Origin of the sequence: Streptomyces sp. NPDC050636, assembly GCF_040654775.1 — a bacterium.
Taxonomy (GTDB): Bacteria; Actinomycetota; Actinomycetes; order Streptomycetales; family Streptomycetaceae; genus Streptomyces.
Map to the genome: position 1 here is coordinate 1 of NZ_JBFAIP010000062.1, position 19,255 is coordinate 19,255.

General features: G+C 69.3%; 14 protein-coding genes and 1 pseudogene. 10 read left to right on the forward strand and 5 right to left on the reverse strand.

What is annotated here, in order from left to right; genetic code table 11:
• Positions 1–128: 128 nt before the first annotated feature.
• Positions 129–1,937 carry a hypothetical protein gene (locus AB0I10_RS29915; RefSeq protein WP_363155787.1) on the reverse strand — a complete coding sequence of 603 codons (1,809 nt, stop codon included), beginning with the start codon at positions 1,935–1,937 and terminating at the stop codon, positions 129–131.
• A gap of 2,111 nt (positions 1,938–4,048) precedes the next feature.
• On the opposite strand from AB0I10_RS29915, the gene AB0I10_RS29920 reads away from it, so the two are divergent.
• Positions 4,049–4,810 (forward strand): ankyrin repeat domain-containing protein, encoded by a 762-nt coding sequence (locus AB0I10_RS29920; RefSeq protein WP_363155788.1) that lies wholly within the window; start codon positions 4,049–4,051, stop codon positions 4,808–4,810.
• Between the two features lie 224 nt (positions 4,811–5,034).
• Here the strand turns inward: AB0I10_RS29920 and AB0I10_RS29925 are convergent.
• Positions 5,035–5,258: pseudogene (locus AB0I10_RS29925) on the reverse strand (transposase); the annotation flags it as partial.
• A 466-nt stretch (positions 5,259–5,724) separates the two neighbouring features.
• Here AB0I10_RS29925 and AB0I10_RS29930 point away from each other — a divergent pair.
• Together AB0I10_RS29930 and AB0I10_RS29935 are read left to right on the forward strand one after the other, a co-directional pair.
• Entirely contained in the window at positions 5,725–6,711 is a 987-nt protein-coding gene (locus tag AB0I10_RS29930) for an LLM class flavin-dependent oxidoreductase (RefSeq protein ID WP_363155789.1), read from the forward strand.
• An 84-nt stretch (positions 6,712–6,795) separates the two neighbouring features.
• Positions 6,796–6,975, forward strand: a complete 180-nt coding sequence (locus tag AB0I10_RS29935) for a hypothetical protein (RefSeq protein ID WP_363155790.1) — start codon at positions 6,796–6,798, stop codon at positions 6,973–6,975.
• Positions 6,976–7,045: 70 nt separating this feature from the next.
• Here AB0I10_RS29935 and AB0I10_RS29940 read toward each other — a convergent pair whose 3' ends face one another.
• Complete coding sequence (locus tag AB0I10_RS29940; protein WP_363155791.1) at positions 7,046–9,481, reverse strand: hypothetical protein; 2,436 nt, start codon at positions 9,479–9,481, stop codon at positions 7,046–7,048.
• A gap of 131 nt (positions 9,482–9,612) precedes the next feature.
• Here AB0I10_RS29940 and AB0I10_RS29945 point away from each other — a divergent pair, with 131 nt between their 5' ends.
• Both AB0I10_RS29945 and AB0I10_RS29950 read left to right on the forward strand, forming a co-directional pair.
• Positions 9,613–9,738 (forward strand): hypothetical protein, encoded by a 126-nt coding sequence (locus AB0I10_RS29945; RefSeq protein ID WP_363155792.1) that lies wholly within the window; start codon positions 9,613–9,615, stop codon positions 9,736–9,738.
• 276 nt (positions 9,739–10,014) lie between these two features.
• A complete protein-coding gene (locus AB0I10_RS29950; RefSeq protein WP_363155793.1) occupies positions 10,015–11,412 on the forward strand; it encodes an MFS transporter in 1,398 nt (465 codons plus the stop codon).
• Between the two features lie 178 nt (positions 11,413–11,590).
• Here the strand turns inward: AB0I10_RS29950 and AB0I10_RS29955 are convergent, their stop codons facing one another.
• Positions 11,591–12,220: a TetR/AcrR family transcriptional regulator gene (locus AB0I10_RS29955; protein ID WP_363155794.1), complete on the reverse strand. Its 630-nt coding sequence runs from the start codon at positions 12,218–12,220 to the stop codon at positions 11,591–11,593.
• 128 nt (positions 12,221–12,348) lie between these two features.
• Between AB0I10_RS29955 and AB0I10_RS29960 the strand changes: the two genes are divergently transcribed.
• The 4 genes from AB0I10_RS29960 (at position 12,349) to AB0I10_RS29975 (ending at position 16,376) form a co-directional block, all read left to right on the forward strand.
• Positions 12,349–13,284 carry a hypothetical protein gene (locus tag AB0I10_RS29960; protein ID WP_363155795.1) on the forward strand — a complete coding sequence of 312 codons (936 nt, stop codon included), beginning with the start codon at positions 12,349–12,351 and terminating at the stop codon, positions 13,282–13,284.
• On the forward strand, positions 13,281–14,579 hold the full coding sequence (locus tag AB0I10_RS29965) for an isoprenylcysteine carboxylmethyltransferase family protein (protein ID WP_363155796.1): 1,299 nt from the start codon (positions 13,281–13,283) through the stop codon (positions 14,577–14,579). The genes AB0I10_RS29960 and AB0I10_RS29965 overlap by 4 nt, the downstream gene beginning before the upstream one ends.
• Positions 14,580–14,901: 322 nt before the next feature.
• Positions 14,902–15,717 carry a hypothetical protein gene (locus AB0I10_RS29970; RefSeq protein WP_363155797.1) on the forward strand — a complete coding sequence of 272 codons (816 nt, stop codon included), beginning with the start codon at positions 14,902–14,904 and terminating at the stop codon, positions 15,715–15,717.
• A 47-nt stretch (positions 15,718–15,764) separates the two neighbouring features.
• Positions 15,765–16,376 (forward strand): class F sortase, encoded by a 612-nt coding sequence (locus tag AB0I10_RS29975; protein ID WP_363155814.1) that lies wholly within the window; start codon positions 15,765–15,767, stop codon positions 16,374–16,376.
• A 99-nt stretch (positions 16,377–16,475) separates the two neighbouring features.
• Here the strand turns inward: AB0I10_RS29975 and AB0I10_RS29980 are convergent, their stop codons facing one another.
• Entirely contained in the window at positions 16,476–17,072 is a 597-nt protein-coding gene (locus AB0I10_RS29980) for a dihydrofolate reductase family protein (protein ID WP_363155798.1), read from the reverse strand.
• Between the two features lie 364 nt (positions 17,073–17,436).
• On the opposite strand from AB0I10_RS29980, the gene AB0I10_RS29985 reads away from it, so the two are divergent.
• Positions 17,437–19,254, forward strand: a complete 1,818-nt coding sequence (locus tag AB0I10_RS29985; protein WP_363155799.1) for a TIGR03767 family metallophosphoesterase — start codon at positions 17,437–17,439, stop codon at positions 19,252–19,254.
• Position 19,255 lies beyond the last annotated feature (1 nt).

The window sequence follows — 19,255 nt, forward strand, 5'->3', positions numbered from 1 at the left end:
ATGGGGCCGTAACTGTGTTGCGTGATCAGCTTCCGGGGGGCCCGGGGTATTCCCGGGCACTGGCCCCACGTCCTGTCCCCTCCCCCCTGCTGGGAGGCGGAAGGTGACAGGACTTCGGACTCATTCGTCTACCGGGGCTTACGGCCTTCCCATGCCCGCGTGAAGAGTCCGGGCAGCGGGCCGGAGGGCACCGCCGCCATGTGCGAGGTCGACCGGCGCTCCCTGGCCAGTGGCACCAGGCCGAGCTTCGAGGCCTCGATGGGCAGGCGCGGTGGCTTGCGTTCATGCCAGGCGCCGGGCAGGAAGAGGGCGCGGCCCGCCCGCGGCCGGATCGCGCGCAGCACCAGGTGCGACGCGCCCAGTTCGGTCTCGGCTGCCTTGAAGCGGGCCGGCTTCCAGCCGGTCCATTCCTTGACGTTGCGGTCCGTCGGGTCGGGGAGGGCGAGCAGCATCAGGTAGAGGGCGGCCGCGTCCTCGCCCAGGCCGTAGATCTTGGCGCATTCGTCGACCAGATGTGGCACCGAGTGCGCAGGGTGCTGCTCCCAGCCGGGCGACCGGTCGCCGTCGGTGAGGAGATGTTCGCCGAGGGCGGCGAAGTCGTCGCTCAGCAACAGGCGCAGGTCCGCTATGGCGGGCAGGCCGGAGGGGCTGGGCAGCCACTGGTAGAGGGACGGGGAGTCGAGGTAATCGTCGAGGGACTCCAGCAGCGGATCGTCGGGACCCTTGAGGGCGGCGGGGTCCACTCGCAGATGGCTCATGGAGTGGGTCTTGTCGGCCACCCTCGTGACTGCCGGGTGAGCGGTGAGTGTCCTGGTCGAAGGGGGCTCGCTCATCAGGTAGTTGTCCTGGAGGGAGACGACGATGAGCGGGCCGGGGGCCGTGGTCAGTTCCGTACGCAGCCGGGATATCGCCGTGCCGATGGCGGGTCGCAGCGGGTCGCCCGCCGGGGTGCGGTAGGCGAGCCAGGCGGCAATCCTCGGCAGGGCCAGCAGGTGGGGCTCGCCCGCCAGGCCCGAGGGGTCGGCGGCCAGACAGTCTGCTCCGGCGGCGACGCGGCCGGCGAGTGCGGCCGGTTGCAGGGACGGCCACCAGTCCTTCTCGCTCCGGTACCGCGGCCGGGCCGAGGCAGCATCCCCCTTGGGCGCGCGCGTCTCCTGGGTGAGGCGCGGGAGGAGGCCGGTGGGTACCGGGAGCGGACGGCCCAGCTCCTGCAGCCGACACTCGGCGGCGCGGCTCACCCGCACCTCGGGGGCGCCGTCCTGCTGCGGCGCGGCCTCCCCCGACTCCGCGTCCTCGGCGGGGGTGAAGCGGCGGACCAGCCGCTCCAGGCCCACCCGGCAGTTGGCGGCCATGGCCACGGCGTGGGTGCCCCGACTGACCGTCGGCTCGTCCAACTTCCGCAGCGCTTTGCGGATGCGATGGGTTGTCACGTCACCGTCCGCCGAGTGGTGGTCGGGCTGGAGCTTCTCCAGCCGCTCCGACGCCTCCACGCGCGAGACGCCCTCAGGCATCTCGGCCATCAGCAGCGCCATGACGTCCACGGCAGCGAACTCCCGCGCCGCCTCGGCGTCCTTGAGCAGCACGTCCACCGCCACGCCCACATGCACGAAGCGGCCGATCAGCCGGACCAGCTCGTTCAGGTCCACGCCCGCACGCAGCTTCGCGCGCTCGCGGTCGCACCAGGCACGCAGTTCCTCGTGCCCGATCGGGTTGTCGAACAGCTGCGGGATCTTCTGCCAGCCGTTGGTCCCGTGCGGCTGGTACCAGCGGTCGGGCCCTGCGAAGTCCTTGCAGCGCATGTCCAGGTTGGCGCGCAGCAGGGCGCGGAGCTCGCGGGCGAATCGCTCGTCGGACCGCAGATGCTCCAGTTTCGGCCGACGGTCGAGACGGAGGGTGTACAGAGGGGACGGCCCGAGGAGCTTCGGCGGGTCGGCCACCGGAGCGCCATGCTGCAGCAGCACGTCGATGAGGTCGAGCGGTGTCGCTCCGGTATTCCGCCCGTCCGGTCGGCAGTAGCGGAATTGCACGGGGGCGCCGTCGGCAGCCAGCCGGGTGCGATCTTCTCGGCCAGCTCGTACAGGGCGGGCCAGAGGCCGTCGCGCCGGGCGCTGTTGCTCTCTATGCAGCCGGTGAGCCAGGTGGCGGCCGCGCCATCGGGCAGTCCAGGGGCCTCGCCGGTGAGCTGGGCCAGCGCGCCGGTGCGCGTCAGCAGCTGCGGCCACACCTCTAGGCCGTCGTCGAACTGGTCCGGGCGAAGCTTCAGCACCTGGTGGACCGCCTGGGGGCCGTGGTCACCCAGCAGGTCCATGGCCCGGCCCTTGAGGCAGTCGGTCCAGAACTTCTCGTCGTCCATCGACACCCGCTCGGCGGCGAAGATGCCCTTCAGTAGCGCGGCCAGTTCCTCCTCCGGGTCCAGGCCAGCGGCTCTGGCGATCTTGCGGACGTCGGCGGCGAGCTGCGGATACACGTCGGAGGTCAGCTGGACGCGGTACAGCAGCGACTCCCCGGAGGTCGCCATGCGGCGCAACGCCACCGCACGGAAGCGGGCGAGATCCGCCTCCGTAGCCACCCCCTTGACGGCCAGCTCGCGTGCCCAGCCCCGCAGAGCCGTGGTGGAGAGGGCCTCCGCCCCGGCGTAGGCGAGGTAGCGGCCGTACAACCACTCCTTGTCGGCCTTGCGCGCTCCCAGGCGCTCGGCCTTACGGGCGCGCCCGAACCAGGCGGCGGCCGTGTCCGCCTCCCTCTTTCGCAGGGCGAAGTCGGCCATCTCATCGAGGAGAGTGCTCAGCAGCGCGGGATCGGCCTTCTCCACTTCCTTGAGAACGTCATCGATGTCCTTCTTGGAGAGGAGGTATTCCCAGCCGTGTGTCTTGTCTTCCAGGGCGAGGATCGTCCGGACGGACAGCTGCTCGCTGCCGGGGTGAGCGGCAATGACCCATTCCGGAAAGGGGAGTTCGCCGTCGGACGGGTCCGGTATGCCCGTGGAGAAGAGGCCGTCCGGCTCCCAGTGCTCCTCGCGCATCCGCAGATCGCGGTACGGGATCAGCTCCTCGGGGAGCAGCTGGGTCAGCGTGTGCCCGTCGAACCCGGAGTAGGTACGGGCGAACAGCCCGCCTTCCCCCAGCTCCTCGGTGAGCTTGACACCTTCGTCCTCCAGCGCCTCCCGCCACAGGGGATCGGCCTCCGCCAGCGCACGGGGGACGCTCGCTCCCGCCAGCGCCCACTCACGGGCCTGGTCGCCGCATGCCGTGCGCTGCCTGTTCAGATGCTTGCACGCGTCGAACAGTGCGTCGAGGCCCGGCGCTCCGGCGATCCGGTCGGGGAACTGCTTGAGCTTCCGCCCCCGCGGATTGTGGTAGGCGATCGCCAGATCATCCGTCAGCTCCGCGCTGTATCCGTCCTTTTCGACGCGCAGTCCCATACGTCGTCCTCCCCGTTCTCCCCGCTGTGATGCTCGCGTTCACCACGCTACGTGCTGCCACTGACAACGCCGGGTGCCCGAGTCCCGCACAGCGGGAACAGCGGGAACAGCGGGAACAGCGGGAACAGCGGGAACAGTGGCAATAGCGGGAACAGTGGCAATAGCGGGTGCAGCGCGTTTACACGGCCAGCCCCGGGCGTTGCCTGCGGGGCTGGCGGCGCGGGAGGCGCAGGCGGCGCCCGTAGACTTATACGGGAGGTCGCGGACCATACAGCGGTCGTAGCTATCCATGGCCAGCCGACCGAGGTCTCCCCAGCTGCTCGACGGCCTGACTCTCAGGGAAAGAGAGCTGGCCAAATGAACGAACGGAAGCCTCCCGCAGAACCCGTTGCGGTGCGCTCACCGAGGTACGGAACCGAGGCAAGTTTCAGGGACATCGGCTACCCCAAGCGTGGCGTGGGTCCGGCTGCACCACCCCGTACTCCCTGAGTCGGATGCAGGTGTGTTCTTCGGGCTGACGAACGGGCGCCGGAGCGGTGTCAGACTGAAGCGGTACACACAGCCTTGCATCGTCGGCAGCGGGACATCGTCCAGCACCCGAACGGCACGCACAAAGAGGGGGCCAGTGTGGCCAACGCGCTGACTGATCGGCTCATCTGCGCCATATACGAAGAGAGAACGGAGCGAGTGGGGAAACTCCTGCGCAGAGGTGCCTCCCCGTCCGCGGCGAGTGTCGACGGCGAGACTCCGGTGTACCTGGCCGCGGTGTCGGGAACGGCAGACATCGTGCGCCTGCTCCTGGAAGCAGGCGCCTCACCCGACGCGGAGAGCCGGGGCGAGCCCGGGAGCCAAGGGCTGCCGCTGTGTGCTGCGGCCTGCTGGGGCCACAGCACGGCGGTGCGTGAACTGCTCTCCCACGGCGCGGACCCCAATCTCAGGGAGGACGACGGCGCCGGCTGGACCGCTCTGCTGTGGGCGGCCACCGGTGGTCACCAAGAGGCTGTCCGGCTCCTGTTGGAGGCGAACGCCGATCCCGATGCCGGCAACCGCGACCGCACTCCACTGATGGCCGCGGCCGAGTTCGGATCGGCAGGCGTGGTGCGGAGCTTGTTGCGCCACGGCGCCGACGCCCGCCGCACCGACGGCCAGGGCCGCACGGCGCTGGACCTGGCCCGCGCGTGGTGCGGCAAGGACGTCGAGACGGAGCTGCGTAAGCAGGCGGAAGCCGGGCCGGACGACATTTGCGAGGTCTCCCGCAGCACCCGGCCCGAAGGCACCGAGCTGATCGTGCTCAGCGTTGGCTCGCCGGATTCAGGTGGGGCGTATTGGGAGAAGGGGACGGGTCACGCTGCCATCGTGGACCTGCTGATGGAGCACATGCCCCGCTGAGCCGACGCACTCGGCTACCACCAGGTCACCACGACCAGACTCACCGGCGAAGCCTGAGGCACGGACCAGAGGCATGGAGCCGATACGCCCTTGGCAACCACGACGTGCGGGCTACACAGGGCAGCCGGGCTCAGCCAGTTGCTCGTGTCCGCCACCAGGACGAGCCGGTTGTCGGCCGCCTTCGGCTGCGGCAGGGACTCCAGCGTCCGCCACAGCCGGTGGGCGTCGATGCCGCCGCGGTTGAGCGCGTACAAAAGCATGCCGTGTCCCCGCTGTTGTTCAGGCAGCAGGGTGAAGTCCATCAGGTCCACCGGCGCCGTCACCGGCCCTTCGCGCACAGCAACGCATCGGTCAGCTCGATCAGTTCGTCACGGCGTACGGTCAGGCACGCAGAGAAGTCGTCCCGGAAGTGTGACGCCAGGCGAACGCTTCCGTGCGGCATCGACATCGTGGTGCAGCAGACTCACCTCCGCCGACGGCGGTGTTTCCGTAACCCAGGGCTTGCCGGACCGGACCGGGCGGCCTCAAGGCAAAGACGTATGACGGCAACGGTTACCATGCCGTGGAAGACGTACGCCCGCTTGTCGAAGCGGGTGACCACGGCCTAAGAGCCTTTGAGGGCATTGATCGTTCGCTCGACGCTGGCCGATGCCAGGCCCCGGCAGCGTGCTGGTGGGCACGGCACACAGTGGTTCTTCCAACTCCCACCGCGCCCCACGTTCTTCGTTAGATGCGGCTCCAGCCGTGCCCACTCCGCATCTGACAGATCTCCCGCCTCACACAGAGCCCAACGAGTCACCCGTTAGACCATCAGGCGACCCATCAGGCGACCCATCAGACAGTCCCTAGCCCAATGGTGCGAAAAGGAAGATCACCGCTCCCCTCACCGAATCCATGATCTCTATGCTGATGGGATGTTCGATATACCTCTTTCAGCGCTGGAAGTCGCGATGGTCCAAACAGGCGCCCGAGCCGTGGACACCCTGCGCGACACCGCGGCTTTCGCACAGGGACTGGAGCGGCTGGGCTACCACCGGATCTGGTACGCCGAGCATCACCACTCGCCCGCGATCGGCGCGTTCCCACCGGTCATTTTGACCGCGCACGCTGCCGCTTCGACCTCGGTCATCCGTCTCGGTTCAGGCGGAGTACTGGCCCCCAACCACGCACCCATCACGCTGGCGGAGCAGTTCGGAACGCTGGCAGCCCTGCACCGGGACCGCATCGACCTGGGCATCGGCCGTGGCCCCGGCACCTTCGACGAGGCCACCGCACGGGCACTTCGCCGCGGAGCCGGACCGGCGACGGATGCGGAGTACCAGGCCGACGTTGCCGCGATCCTGTCCTTTCTGGTCGACGAAGTCGCACTCGGCCCGCTGCCGGAGCCATGGCTGCTGGCCTCCAGCACCGCGGGTGCCGCTCTCGCCGCGGAACTCGGCCTGCCGATCGCCATCGCACACCACATCCGGCCGGACAACACCCTCGCGGCCCTGGATCGTTACCGGGCGGCGTTCACCCCGTCCCGTTGGTGCGAGCAACCTCGGGTGCTGTTGTGCGTGGAGGTGGTGTGTGCCGAGACGGAGGAAGAAGCCGCGTGGCGAGTCGGGCCGATGGACGTCGTCAAAGCCGGGCTTCTCAAAGGAATCAGTGAGATGCCCTTCCCCACGCCCGCAGACGCGGCCGTGCACCCCTTCACGGCGAAGGAGCGACAGGCGCTGGCCGGCTTCCGGGCACAGCAAGCCGTCGGGACACCTCAGACCGTCGTCCACCGGCTCAGGCAACTGGCTGGTGAGACCGGAGCGGACGAACTGATGCTGACCACACCCGTCTACGACCTCCGCGACCGCATTCGCTCGTACGAACTCATCAAGAAGTACTCCGAGACCACGACAGCACCGTAGAAACAAACCGTAGAAACAAACGGGGAGGAATGCCGGTGCCCTCGTTGAGGGGCAGCGGCGCTCACACGCCGGGTTTTGGGTCCCTTGGGTGTGGACAGCGGCCCCGGAGCGCGCCAGTCCATCACCCTGGCGCGCTCCGGGGCAGGCAAGTCGTGCCTGACCGGACTCAAGCTGCTGCAGCTGCTGCCGCTGCTGTTCACCGGTACCGAAGCAATGATGATCGTCGCGAACGGTGCCGCATGGTCTACAGCTGGACCGCCGTGAAGGCGCTCTGTTCAGCAGGATTCATCTGCGGTACCTCTTCTCAACGGGATTCATCCGGTGCCTCTTCGTGTCAGCCCGCGACGGCGCCTGCCGTGGCGATGAGCTCGGGGACGGTTCCGTGGAACTCCGGCAGCAGGCGCAGGGCGACGGCCCATGCTTCGACGTTCGAGCCGAGGTGTTCCCGAGCCAGCTTCCGTACCTCGGCATGGGCTTGGGACCAGGCACCCTTGTCGAGCCGCACGTAGGGATTGGACGGGTAAGCGGCAACGGACGCGGCTGGGTGGGCGCACTGCAGCAGGTCCTCGGGAGTGAGTGGTCCCCGGCGGAGGGCACGACGGATCCACCACTGATAGTTGGTCAGGCGCAGCAACGCGTCGGACAGGCAGGCCCTGAGCAGGTATCGAGGGCAGTCGCTCTCTTCTACGAGCGCGAGCAGGAGGTACGCCGGGAGAGGATTCTCGGCGTGGGCCCGTATCAGCTCGTCCCAGGGGAACTTGGTGCCCTCGGAGACCATCCTGCGGATGCGTTCGGCGTACGCGGCAGGCTCATCGGGGTTGCGGACGTTGCGCAGGAACGCCACCACCCGGACCGGGTCCTCCTCTGTGGCGAGCCGCTCGCGCAGGTCATTCAGGCCACCGGGGGCGTCCAGGGCGTCGAGGACCGCCCGCTGGGTGCGGACGGGCCAGGAGCGCTTGTCTTGGTGGAAGCGGGCCTGGGTGAGGAGCTCGCGGACGGCGTCCGGACCCTGCCGCTCCCACAGCGCGGTCACCAGCCGCAGCCGGCCTGCCTCCGTGTACAGCCTGAGCCGGTCCAGTACGACATCGAGCACCTTGGAGTCACCGGAGGTGATACCTGCCGTGAGCCGGTCGCGGTACTCGCTGAGGTGGACGTCCCTGAGATGCGAGATCAGCCTGTCGTGCACGGGGACCGCTCCGCCGCCCCGGCCGACGCCCGCCAGAATCCGTGTCCGCTCCTTCTGATCGAGGCGGTGATCCTCGAACAGCTCCGCGTTGATGACCGGGTCATCGCGGTCGAGCAGCCCGTCGATCACGTCCTTGGTCAGGACGATGTGGGATGAGTGAGCCGCCAGCTCCGAGCCGCGGACGGCGACGATCTCGGCGCAGACGCGCCGAGACGGCTTGCCGACGGCGAACAGGTGCTGGACGGCCCGCATGTCCAGGTGCGGTACGAGCGCGAGCTGCTCCTCCTCCGGCGCGCAGCCGTAGAGGTCCAGAAAGACCCGGCGGGCTCCCTGGGGTTCCTCTTTCCCCGGATCGCCGGGGCCCAACGGCTCGGGCCACGCGGTGACGCGCCTGGTCGAAGCACACGCCTTGGCGATCAGTTCGGTGGCGGAGCCCTTGAAGCGGCGCAGGCGCTTGTAGAGGGTCAGCCATGCGGTGGGGTCGTCCCCGAGCGGAGCGATCAGCTCGGCGACGGCCTTACGGGTCGGCTCGTGGTCGTACTGCAAAGCGGCCAGGACCTTGCGGGCGGGTGCCACCTCGGCCAGGACGCGCTCGAGGGGCAGCCACCCTCCGGAGACGCCGCGGCGGATGAAGGCACCGACGTCGAAGCGCTGATCGTGGGCTTCGGCACCGAGCAGTACCTCCACGGGCAGCCGCGCGGCGTACTGCGCCGACCGCTGCGGGTTGCTTCGGAAGGCATCCAGGGCCACGTCCTCGGGGCAGTCGGGCCACTTGCTCAGGGCCAGCAGGGCTCCGGAGCGGAACGGCCTCCGCTCGTGCTCGCGCCGCACCAGTTCCCAGTCCAGAGGGACATGGACCGGCATGTGGCCCATGTCTCCGCGCATCCGCAGCAGTACGGACACCGCCGCCAGGTCGGTCCACTCCCCCGGCGCGCGCCGGTTGCGGAGCAGCGCGGCCGGGTCGGGTGCGGTGGCGGCCTCACGCAGCAGCTCCAGGAGACCAGGATGGGCCGGCCGCTCCAGGGCGTCGGCCAGTTCCGCGAGCGCCTGGGGACCGCCGTGCGCGAGCAGCACATCGCAGGCGTCCAGCACCACCGGCAACGGCAGATCCGACACGAGCAGTCGCACGGCGTGCGCGACGACTTCCGGGAACGGGCCCTTCAGGGCAAGCGCGAGCATGCTCGTCCCCTTTTCCCCGAGCAGCATCTCGACGAGCCCGCCCGGCGCGTACCAGCCGGGGTCGGCGGGGTCGGCGGCGGCGAGGACAGCGGCCTGGACACCGGGCTCTGCCCGCAGGTGCCCGCTCCGGTACACGTCACGTCCGAGCTCGGGGGTGCCGAGCTCGGCAAGCCGCACCAGAATCGCCGTATCGCACACTTCCGGATGGGAGTTGCCCGCCAGCGCGGCGCACAGCTCCCGGTCGCCGGATGCGACAACGGCCTCCACCAGCTGCGCCGGCAGCTCCTTCGCCTCGCTCAGCAACGAGCGGACCTCGGCCCGGAGTCGAGTGAGCAGCGGACCTGTGAGGGACGGATCGGACAGCTGGAAGGCCATCTTGAGCGCTGTCTGTTCCTGGACATTCATGTGCGGCGCCTCGGTTCAACGGGGTTACTTGATAGCCATGTTGGCAGGGGGGTCTGACAATCCCGGTCGACGCGAGGCCGTCCCCGTCGACGCGAGGCCGTATCCGCGCTGGAGAACGGTTCTGTGAGGGGATGGCCGTTGGCAGCGCAGGGGACGACGCGATGACGACACAGGCGGCGCTCTCCGACCACGGGTCGGTGATCCGCACACTCACCGAGCGATGGCTGGATTCGGCGGCGTCGGACGAGCGGCGATGAATCATCGGTGCTGCGTCGCCCCCGACGGGTGTGCGCGGCCCGTTTGGTTCAACCGGGGTGTCGTTGAGGCGGCTGGTGACCACGGTCTTTAAGGTCTTGCCAGTGCTCCGCGTTGGGGGTGTTTCCCCCAGCCGTGTCGGGTCTCCCGGTCGGCCGGACATCCGAAGCCGACGTAGAAGCGAATGTGCCAGGTCAACCAGGAGTGCTGCCTTGCGACCTACGGATGCCTCATCAGCGCCCGGAAGTCTCGGCTGGAATCGTGAGACCGCGACACTGGTGCTGCTGTCGTTCGCGATGCTGATCGTCTCGCTGGACCAGTACATCGTCGTGGTGGCGCTGCCTGACATCGCGCGTGATCTGGGTTACTCCGCGCAAACCCTTCAGTCGGTGATCAGCGCTTACGCGGTGGCCTCGGCCGGCTTCCTGCTGTTCGGCGGTCGCGCCGCGGACCTGCTCGGTCGGCGCCGGATCCTGGCGACCGGGCTTGCTCTCTATGCCGGAGCGGCACTTGCGGGTGGGCTCGCTACCGGGCCGGGAATGCTGCTGGCGGCACGCGCGATCCAAGGACTTGGCGGAGCCTTGGTCTTCCCCACCACTCTGGCGCTCATCAACACCACGTTTTCGGAAGGTCGGGCGCGCAACCGCGCTTTGGGTATCTGGGGCGGTGCGGGCGCGGCCGGACTCGTGATCGGCGTGTTGCTCGGCGGGCTGCTGACCCAGGCTTTCGGCTGGGAAGCGGTTTTCCTGGTCAATGTCGCCTTGGCGGGTCCGGCGCTGCTGCTTGCGTTCGTGGTGATCCCGCCCGACGGTGAACGCGAGAAGGGCCGCACGTTCGATCTGCCTGGCGCACTGAGCGTCACTCTGGGCGTCACCTTGATCGTCTTCGCTTTGGTTCAAGGACCCGGGACGGGCTGGCTTTCACCGGGCATTCTGATCAGCGCGGTGGTCGGCCTGCTCCTGATCGGGGCTTTCGCCGTCATCGAGCGGCGCAGCGTCGACCCGCTCATGCCCCCTCGGCTGCTGTCGAACCGAAACCTCGTTACCGGCGTCGTCATCGCGTTCATGTTCATGGCGACCTTCGGCTCTGTGCTCTACTTCCTGTCGATCTACTTCCAGCAGGTCCTCGGCTACGACGCCCTGCAAACAGGTGCCGGGTTCCTGATCCCCACAGCGGTCGTGGTGGCGGGCTCAACGACGGCCGGCCAGCTCGTGACGAGGTTCGGGCTCAGAGGCACGCTGATGGCTGCTCTTGCTTTCGGGGCGGTCGGCGCCGTGTTGCTAGGCGTTGCGATCTCGCCGGACGGCTCGTACGGGGAACTGATCCCAGGACTCGTGGCGCTGAGCATCGGTGACGGCGTGGTGTTCACCACCATGTTCATCGCTGCTGCGACCGGGGTGGCAGACCGGGAACAGGGAATCGCCTCGGGGATCGCCTCCACCGGTTCCGGGGCCGGTGCCGCGGTCGGCCTCGCCATTCTCGTCCTGGTGGCGACCGCGGGTCTCGACGACCTCACCGGCGAGCGCCTGCGGATCGCGACCGCAGAGGGGATCAGCACCACGCTGTTCGTGGTGGCCGGCGGGATCTTCATCACGCTTCTCGTGGCTGCTACCCGGTGCCCGACGCCAACAGCACCGGAGCCAACTCCCGTACCCCGCCAGCGGCGTCGCTGTTGACACAGCGGTTGAACGGCGGTTGGACAGCGGTTGATCGGCCGCCTTCGGCCACGCCGCCGCGTTCGACCAGGCCGCTCGTCCGGCTTCGTCTGCCCGTCGGGTACGCCGCTTCGACGGGCTTCTGTCACCTCCGGTTTCCGGCCCCGCACCGGATTCCAGGACATCGGTCCGGACGGGCTCAGCTGTCCTTGGGTGTCGCTGTCCCGCGCCGGGTCCGGCTCGGCAGACGCATCGTCAGCAGCTTGGCGCGCGGCGCCAGACGGCGGACCATCGCGAAGACCGAGTCCGTACGCGACCGGTCCTCGTCCAGCACGGTGAAGAGGTTCACTCCGAGGTAGAAGGTGATCGCCGCATTGGCCAGATCGCGCGGCGGGGTGAGCCGCGCGAGCGCGGTGCCGCCGATCACCCGCTCAAGGGTCTCCTCGATGAAGGCCTGCCACGGCTCCGCCCGCTGGGACACCGGCCCGCGCAGCTCGGGCTTGGCCACGGCCGCCGTGACGAGCTCGGAGAAGAGCGCGATATGCCCGCCGTCGAGGTCGTCCCGGTAGATACGGGTGGCGGCCTCGGCCAGCTCCTCCAGTGTCTTGACGTCGGCGACCGTGACGGTGTGCAGGGCCATCCGCTCGGCGGAGGAGCGGTCGAGGGCGGCGAGCAGCAGCTGGTCGACACCGCCGAAGTGGTAGAAGACCAGCGCTGAATTGACCCCGGCTTCTTTGGCGATCGTACGGGCGCTGACCCCGCTGTACCCCTGGGTCTTCAGAACCGTCGTCGCCGCATCGACCAGCCGGTCCTTGGTGTCCACCGTCATTGACTTGACCATCCTCTCGCCATGACCTCATCATACGGTTTAATCGAGTGGTTAAATCACTTGGTGAAGAGACCGCGCGGTGCACAGACCGCGCGGTGCGGAGACCGGCGCGAACAGGGGTGGAGACAATGGCCGAGGACAGCGGACAGCCAGGGGTTTCGCGGGCGCGGTGGCGGTTGATCGGAGTGCTGGCCGTCCTGTTCTCCGCGATGCTGCTCTACAAGGTCCTGCATGCCGGGCACCTGGAGCAGACCGCTCTCTTCTACGTCGGCCTGCCCGCCTTCATCGCCCTTGCCGTGGCCATCGGCGCCCGGCCCAAGAGCGCCACCGGCACCGCACTCGCCGCCGTCACGATCGGGCTCGCCCTCGCCGGGCCGTTGCTCAACGAGGGGGTGATCTGCCTGATCTTCGCCGCCCCGCTGTTCTATCTGTTCGCGGTGGCCATCGGCCTGACCGTCGACCGCGCGCGGCGCCGGGACCCCAAGGGGCGCGGGGGACGCGCTCACGCCTTCGTCGCCCTGCCCCTGCTCGCCGTGCTGGCGATGGAAGGCACAGGAGCGTACGAGCTCCCGCGCGACGACGCCGTATCCGTCACCCGCACGGTGGACCTGACGCCGGCGCGGTACGAGGCCGCCCTCGCCTCACCGCCCCGCTTCGGCGCGCCGCGGCCCGTCTTCCTCCAGATCCCCTTCCCCCGCCCGCAGACGTCCAAGGGCACCGGCCTGGGCGTCGGCGACCACCGGGAGATCGCCTTCACCCCGCGCAAGTCCCTCGGCATCGGCGCCCACCCCACCCCGCGCTCCATGCGGCTGGTCATCACCGAACGTGCCCCCGGCCGCGTCGTCTTCGCCGTCGAACGCGACACCACGCTCGCCCGCTGGCTGGACCTCGGATCCGCCGAGGTGACGTGGCAGCCCGCGGCAGCCGGCCGCACCGAAGTCACCTGGACCCTGAACTACCGGCGCACCTACGACCCGAGCTGGTACTTCGGCCCCATCCAGCGGTACGCCATGGAGCAGGCGGCCGCCTATCTCTCCGACACCTTCGGGGCGACGGCGCGATGAACGACCCCGCACTGGTCCGCGCCGTCTGCCTCTTCGGGCCGGTCATCGCCACCGCCGTCGCGGCCGCGCTACGTCCGCCCGCCAAGCGGACCATCGCCGCCGCGATCGTGGCCACCGCCTGGAACGCCGTCTGGCTGCCGGCCCTCAACTTCCTCGCTGTACAGGCCGGCTGGTGGACCTTCCACGCGGAGGGCGGCACGGCCGCGGGGCTCCCCGTCGACCTGCTGATCGGCTGGTCTGTGCTGTGGGGCGCGCTGCCCGTTGTCGCAGACGGGGCGCGGATTCCGCTTCCGCTGCTGGTCGCGGGACTCGCCTGGCTCGATCTCGCCGCGATGCCGTACGCCGAGCCCGTCGTACGGCTCGGCGGCGGCTGGCTCGTGGGCGAGGCGGTGGCGGTGACCGCGGCTCTGGTGCCCGCCTTGCTGCTCGCCCGCTGGACCCAGCGGGCCACGCACCTCGCCCTGCGCGCCGGCGCGCAGATGCTGCTCAGCGCCGTGCTGATACTCGCGCTCCCGATCGCTCTGGTCCGCCCCCACATTCCCGGCGGAGCGGCCGGCATCGCCGTCACGGTCCAGTTCCTCGCCGTCCCGGTCCTCCTGGGCGTCATCGCCGTACGGGAGTTCGCCGAGCGTGGCGGCGGCACGCCCCTGCCGTACGACCCGCCGCGACGGCTCGTCACCAGCGGCCCGTACGCATATGTCCGCAACCCGATGCAGCTGTCCGTCGCCCTCAGCTACGCGCTGCTCGGCCTGATCGCCCTCGACTGGCGGCTGCTCGCCGCCGCGGCCATGGCCTTCGCCTACGGCGCCGGGCTCGCCGACTGGCACGAGGGCGCCGGACTGCGTGACGCCCACGGCGAGCGGTGGACCGCCTACCGCGCGGGCGTGCGCGCGTGGCTGCCGCGCCTCCGGCCATGGAGCGGCACACCGACCGCCCGGCTCTACGTCTCACAAAGCTGTGGCCCGTGCAGCCAGTTCGGCCGCTGGGTGGCACACCGTCGCCCGGTCGCCCTGGAGCTCGTACCGGCCGAGCACCACCCGCGCCCGCTGCGCCGGATGACGTACGAGACGGACGACGGCGCCGTACGGGCCCAGGGCATCGCGGCACTCGGCCGGATGCTCGGGCATTTGCATCTGGGGTGGGCAGTGCTGGGGTGGCTGGTGATGGTGCCAGGTGTTCGGTGGTTCATCCAGCTGTGCGTGGACGCGCTGGGCGCAGGCCCACGCGACATCCCGCATACCCCTCAGGCACCCCCGCCCGCCGCCACAACGCACTCCGCCGCCGCGACTCACTGACGGTTGGAGTGCCTGGGCCTGCGCGATGTCCCGGCGGTGGCCGCGGTGCAGCGGCGATGGGGCGGCCCCCGCGGGCCCCGGAGAACAGACCCTGCTTGCCGCATACGAGAGACACACCTGTCAAGAGAATCCAGCGATTTTAGACAAGGCGCCACATCCATCGGTGCGCTGAACACCGCCTCAGCGCACCTCGTACTACGGGCTACTTGCGCCCGGGCAACAACAGGCGGTCACCCAGCCGTGTGAAACACCGTTGTACGGGCCTTCCGGACGAGACCACGGCGATCCCAGACGGGACACCGCTGGAAGGGAACGAACGACCGTGACAACCCAGCGCACCGCTCGCCTCACCGCCCTCCTTGCTCTGCCTGTCGCCCTGGCCCTCTCAGGTGTCACCACCGCTCCGGCTACCGCCGCCGGGGAGAACGCGTTCCAGATCAACCTGAACCAGCTGAACGACTCGCAGGGCAAGGGCACGGCGATGCTCAGTCTCAACGGCACCCGGCTGACCGTGAAGATCGAGTCGGAGGGGCTTGTGCCGGGCCAGCCGCATGCACAGCACCTCCACGGCTCCACCGACGGCCATGACTTCCAGTGCCCGGACGCAAGCGCCGACACGGACGGCGACGGGATCATCAACAACACCGAAGCCACGGTGCATTACGGCGACATCAACATCTCGCTCACCACCGACGGCGACACCAGCCCGGACAGCGGGCTCGCCGTCGACCGCATGCCCAAGGCGGACGCCCAGGGGAAACTCTCCTACGAGCGCACCATCCCGGTGTCCCAAGACGTGGTCGATCACATCAAGGACCTCCACATCGTGCAGCACGGCATCGACCCGAACGGCAACAAGAAGTACGACTTCGGCGTGGGCAAGAGCGAGCTCGATCCCAAACTGCCCCAGGAGGCCACCGCGCCCGCGGACTGCGGAATCGTCGAAGGCGCGGCGGTCGGATCCATTCCGGTGGGGGGCGTGGAGACGGGTGGCGGAACGGACGAAGGCAACCAGGGCACGTGGGCGCTGGTGGGCACCGGCGGGCTTGCCCTCGTAGCGGCCGCCGGAGCGCTGGCCCTGGGTCGCAGGAGGCACTCAACCGCCTGCGCGGAGCCGACCGGACGGAGCGCCGCGTGAGGGGCTGGGGCAAGCGCGATGCCGTGTGCTGTGCCGCTGCCGCAGCGATGGTGCTGCTCGGCGGATGCGGAGGCCAGACTCCCGTCTCGCAGTCACCTCCTGTCCAACAGCAGCCCGCGCAGGGCGGCCAGGCCGCCCCGGGAACGGGAACGGGAACGGGAGCCGAGAGTGGTCAAGGCGGTGAGCAGGAAACGGGGGGTGCAGCGGGGAAGTCGGCTCCGCAGCGGATCTCCGTCCCGTCGCTCAACATCTCGTCCACCCTTGAGACCTTGGGGCGGAAGAAGGACGGCACGATGGAAACGCCCGCTGACCCCGACAAGGCGGGCTGGTACACACCCGGCCCGGCTCCCGGCGAAAAGGGCCCGGCCGTCATCGCGGGGCATGTCTCCTGGAACGGCAAGCCGTCGGTGTTCCACCGGCTGTCCTCTTTGAAGGCCGGTGACGCGATCGAGGTCGCACGGACGGACGGGAAGTCCTCGAAGTTCACCGTCAGCCGCATCGCTCAGTACCCGAAGAACAAGTTCCCCACCATCGAGGTCTACAAGAACATCGACCACCCGGGACTGCGCCTGATCACCTGCGGTGGTCAGTACGACACGTCGCAGCACTACTACCGGGACAACGTGGTGGTGTTCGCCAAGCTGGCCGAGGCGGAGTAGCGCCCCACCGACCGGATGGCCCTGGTCCGGCGTCCCCTGGGGCGCCGGACCACGGTCGGGCGGTTCGGCGTGCCGTCCCCCTCCCCCGCCGGCCCCCGCCTACCCCTCGGCGACCGGCCGGTAGGTGCACACATGCACGCCGGTGCCGCTGGTGACAGTCGAGACCAGTTCAAGCGTGTGCAGCACACCGTCGCCCGGGAAGATGGTCTTGCCACCGCCGAGGATCACCGGCTCGATCATGAGCCGGAGCTCGTCGAACAGGCCCTCACGCAGGAGGGTGCGCACGAGCGTGGGACTCCCCATGACCGACAGGTCGCCGCCGTCTCGCCCATGCAGTTCCCGGATGCGGGCGACGGCCTCGCCGCCGGGGATGCGCGCGGTGTTGTCCCAGGTCAGCTCGTCGTCGCCCAGTGTCGTGGACACGACGTACTTCGGGATGGCGTTCATCCGGTCGGCAAACGGGTCACCGGCCCGCTCGGGCCACGCCGCGGCCATCGTCTGCCACGTGCGGCGCCCGAACAGCAGCGCCTCGGCCTTGTTCAGTGCGTCGTCGAAGGCACCGCCCATCACCTCCGGATCGAAGAACGGGTGCGACCAGCCGCCGTGGGCAAAGCCACCGTCGGTGTCCTCGTCGGGTCCGCCTGGCGCCTGCACGACGCCGTCCAGGCTCATGAACTCAGTGATGACGATGCGCATGGGAATCGCTCCTCTTCCTCGCTCCGGGTGTACGGCAACAAAGACTGTCGCGCCGCTCCAAAATCATCGCGCCCACTCGATCCCGCAGTGGTGATCTGGAGCACATAGTCATCCGTCTCCTCGGATGCCGCGGTCGACGGACCACGGGCATCTCGACGGGACCAAGTCGGCCCGCCCATCCGCCGGAGGCGACCCCGGCCGTCCAGGCGCGTGCCGAGCCCGGGGCCTGCCGACGGGCGATGGGTGTTCCGCGTTCCGGCACCGTTCAACTCCTGGCCAGGCTCGCCCCGCAACCTCTCGGAGTGAGACATACCGCTTGGTGACACCGCTGTGGCCGCACCGCCGGCCCGGCACGGAGGGCCTCATGGCCGGTACAGAAACCACCACCAACCGTCGTCGATTCCTCCTCACCTCCGGCGCCGCCCTCGCCGCAACAGGTACCGCGTGGGCACTGCCGGGCCAGCGCCGCAGTGGTGCGGCCCCGGGCCCCGGGAGCGCGCACGCCGCCGCCCCCCGCCCGTCACCGGCACACCCCGGTGTGCGGCGGGCAGCACCGTACGGGCTCACCACCCTGGAGACCGCGGCACACCTCACCGGCAGCGGCGGCTACCGGCACATCTCCTCCGGCCCCGGCTGGCCACTGGTCGTCCGGACCGAGCTCACCCCTGCCGGTGCCGGGCGTCGCGACCGGAGCACCCCGCTGGCGTGCTTCGTGCAGTTCACCGACCTCCATGTGACCGACGTCCAGAGCCCGTTGCGTACGGAATTCCTGCGGGCCGGGTCACTCGGGTCGTGGCGGGCGCAGGAGGCTCTGTCGGTGCCCGGCGCGGTTTCGCTGGTGGAGCAGGTCAACGCGCTCACCGCCGGGCCCCACACCGGGCGGCCGCCGGCCTTCGTCATGTCCACGGGAGACAACATCGACAACCACTCCCTGGTGGAGCTGGAGTGGTTTCTGACGCTGATGAGCGGGGGCCGGATCACCCCGAACACCGGTGATCCGGCGTCGTACGAAGGCGTCCAGAACTCGGGGCTCCCTCTGTACTGGCATCCGGACGACAGACTGCGCGACCAGGACACAAGGCGCGGCCTGCCGCACATACCCGGCTACCTCGAAGCCGCGATACGCCCGGTGGTCAGCCCCGGCCTGCGTATCCCCTGGTACTCGACCCCCGGCAACCACGACGACCTGCCGGGCGGGTTCCTGGCACCGCAGGACCCCGCGCTGGCGGACTACATCACCGGGGACCGCAAACTCCTCTCCGTACCGGACGCCGACGTGGCCGCCTTCGCCCGCGTACTGAAGTCCGGCGACGATCCCAAAAGCACCGTGCTCAAGGACATCCTGCGCCGCAACGCCGGCAGGGCACGGCCCGTGACCGCCGACGAGCGGCGCCGCATGTTCACCCCGCACGAATACCTGGCCGCACATCTGGACCCCGCCCACGCCGGATCGGGGCCGGTCGGGCACGGATACACCGACAACCACCTGGACAGCGACCAGACGTACTACTCTTTCACCGTCGCGGAAGACGTCATCGGCATCAGCATCGACACCACTTACCGCAGCGGCCACTACGAAGGATCACTGGGCGCCGGACAACTCCGTTGGTTGGAGAGGACACTGGCCGCTCACAGCTCCCGCTATTACGACACCGACGGCCGGCTGGTCCGCAACACCGGCGCCGACGACGCGCACATCCTGGTGTTCAGCCACCACCACAGCCCCAGCATGACCCGACGCCCCGACGCAGCACGTACTGAAGAGCAACGGCATGACGGAGCAGAGGTCATCGCCCTGCTCGGCCGGTTCCCGAACGTGGCGGCATGGATCAACGGCCACAGCCACATCAACCGCATCACACCGCACCCTCACCCGACGGCCGCCCGCTCCTTCTGGGAGATCAACACCGCCTCGCACGTGGACTATCCGCAGCACGCGCGGCTCATCGAACTGGCCGACAACCACGACGGGACGCTGTCCTTGTTCACCACGCTCGTCGAGTCCGCCGCACCGCACCGTACGGACTTCGACGACCTGTCGGCCGTCGGTCTCGCGTCCCTCTACCGCGAGCTGTCCTACAACGCCCCCAACCTCACCACCAGCATGAACGGCGGCCTCCACGAAGCCATGGCAGGCACGGCGGCGGACCGCAACACGGAACTCCTCGTGCGTCGGGGGTGAC

Bases quoted from the DNA above. Each gene is read 5' to 3' on its own strand.
- AB0I10_RS29975 (WP_363155814.1), top strand. From the start codon at position 15,765: ATGGTGCTGCTCGGCGGATGCGGAGGCCAGACTCCCGTCTCGCAGTCA.
- AB0I10_RS29940 (WP_363155791.1), bottom strand. From the start codon at position 9,481: ATGAATGTCCAGGAACAGACAGCGCTCAAGATGGCCTTCCAGCTGTCC.
- AB0I10_RS29965 (WP_363155796.1), top strand. From the start codon at position 13,281: ATGAACGACCCCGCACTGGTCCGCGCCGTCTGCCTCTTCGGGCCGGTC.
- AB0I10_RS29945 (WP_363155792.1), top strand. From the start codon at position 9,613: ATGGCCGTTGGCAGCGCAGGGGACGACGCGATGACGACACAGGCGGCG.
- AB0I10_RS29980 (WP_363155798.1), bottom strand. From the start codon at position 17,072: ATGCGCATCGTCATCACTGAGTTCATGAGCCTGGACGGCGTCGTGCAG.
- AB0I10_RS29930 (WP_363155789.1), top strand. From the start codon at position 5,725: ATGTTCGATATACCTCTTTCAGCGCTGGAAGTCGCGATGGTCCAAACA.
- AB0I10_RS29985 (WP_363155799.1), top strand. From the start codon at position 17,437: ATGGCCGGTACAGAAACCACCACCAACCGTCGTCGATTCCTCCTCACC.
- AB0I10_RS29960 (WP_363155795.1), top strand. From the start codon at position 12,349: ATGGCCGAGGACAGCGGACAGCCAGGGGTTTCGCGGGCGCGGTGGCGG.
- AB0I10_RS29955 (WP_363155794.1), bottom strand. From the start codon at position 12,220: ATGACGGTGGACACCAAGGACCGGCTGGTCGATGCGGCGACGACGGTT.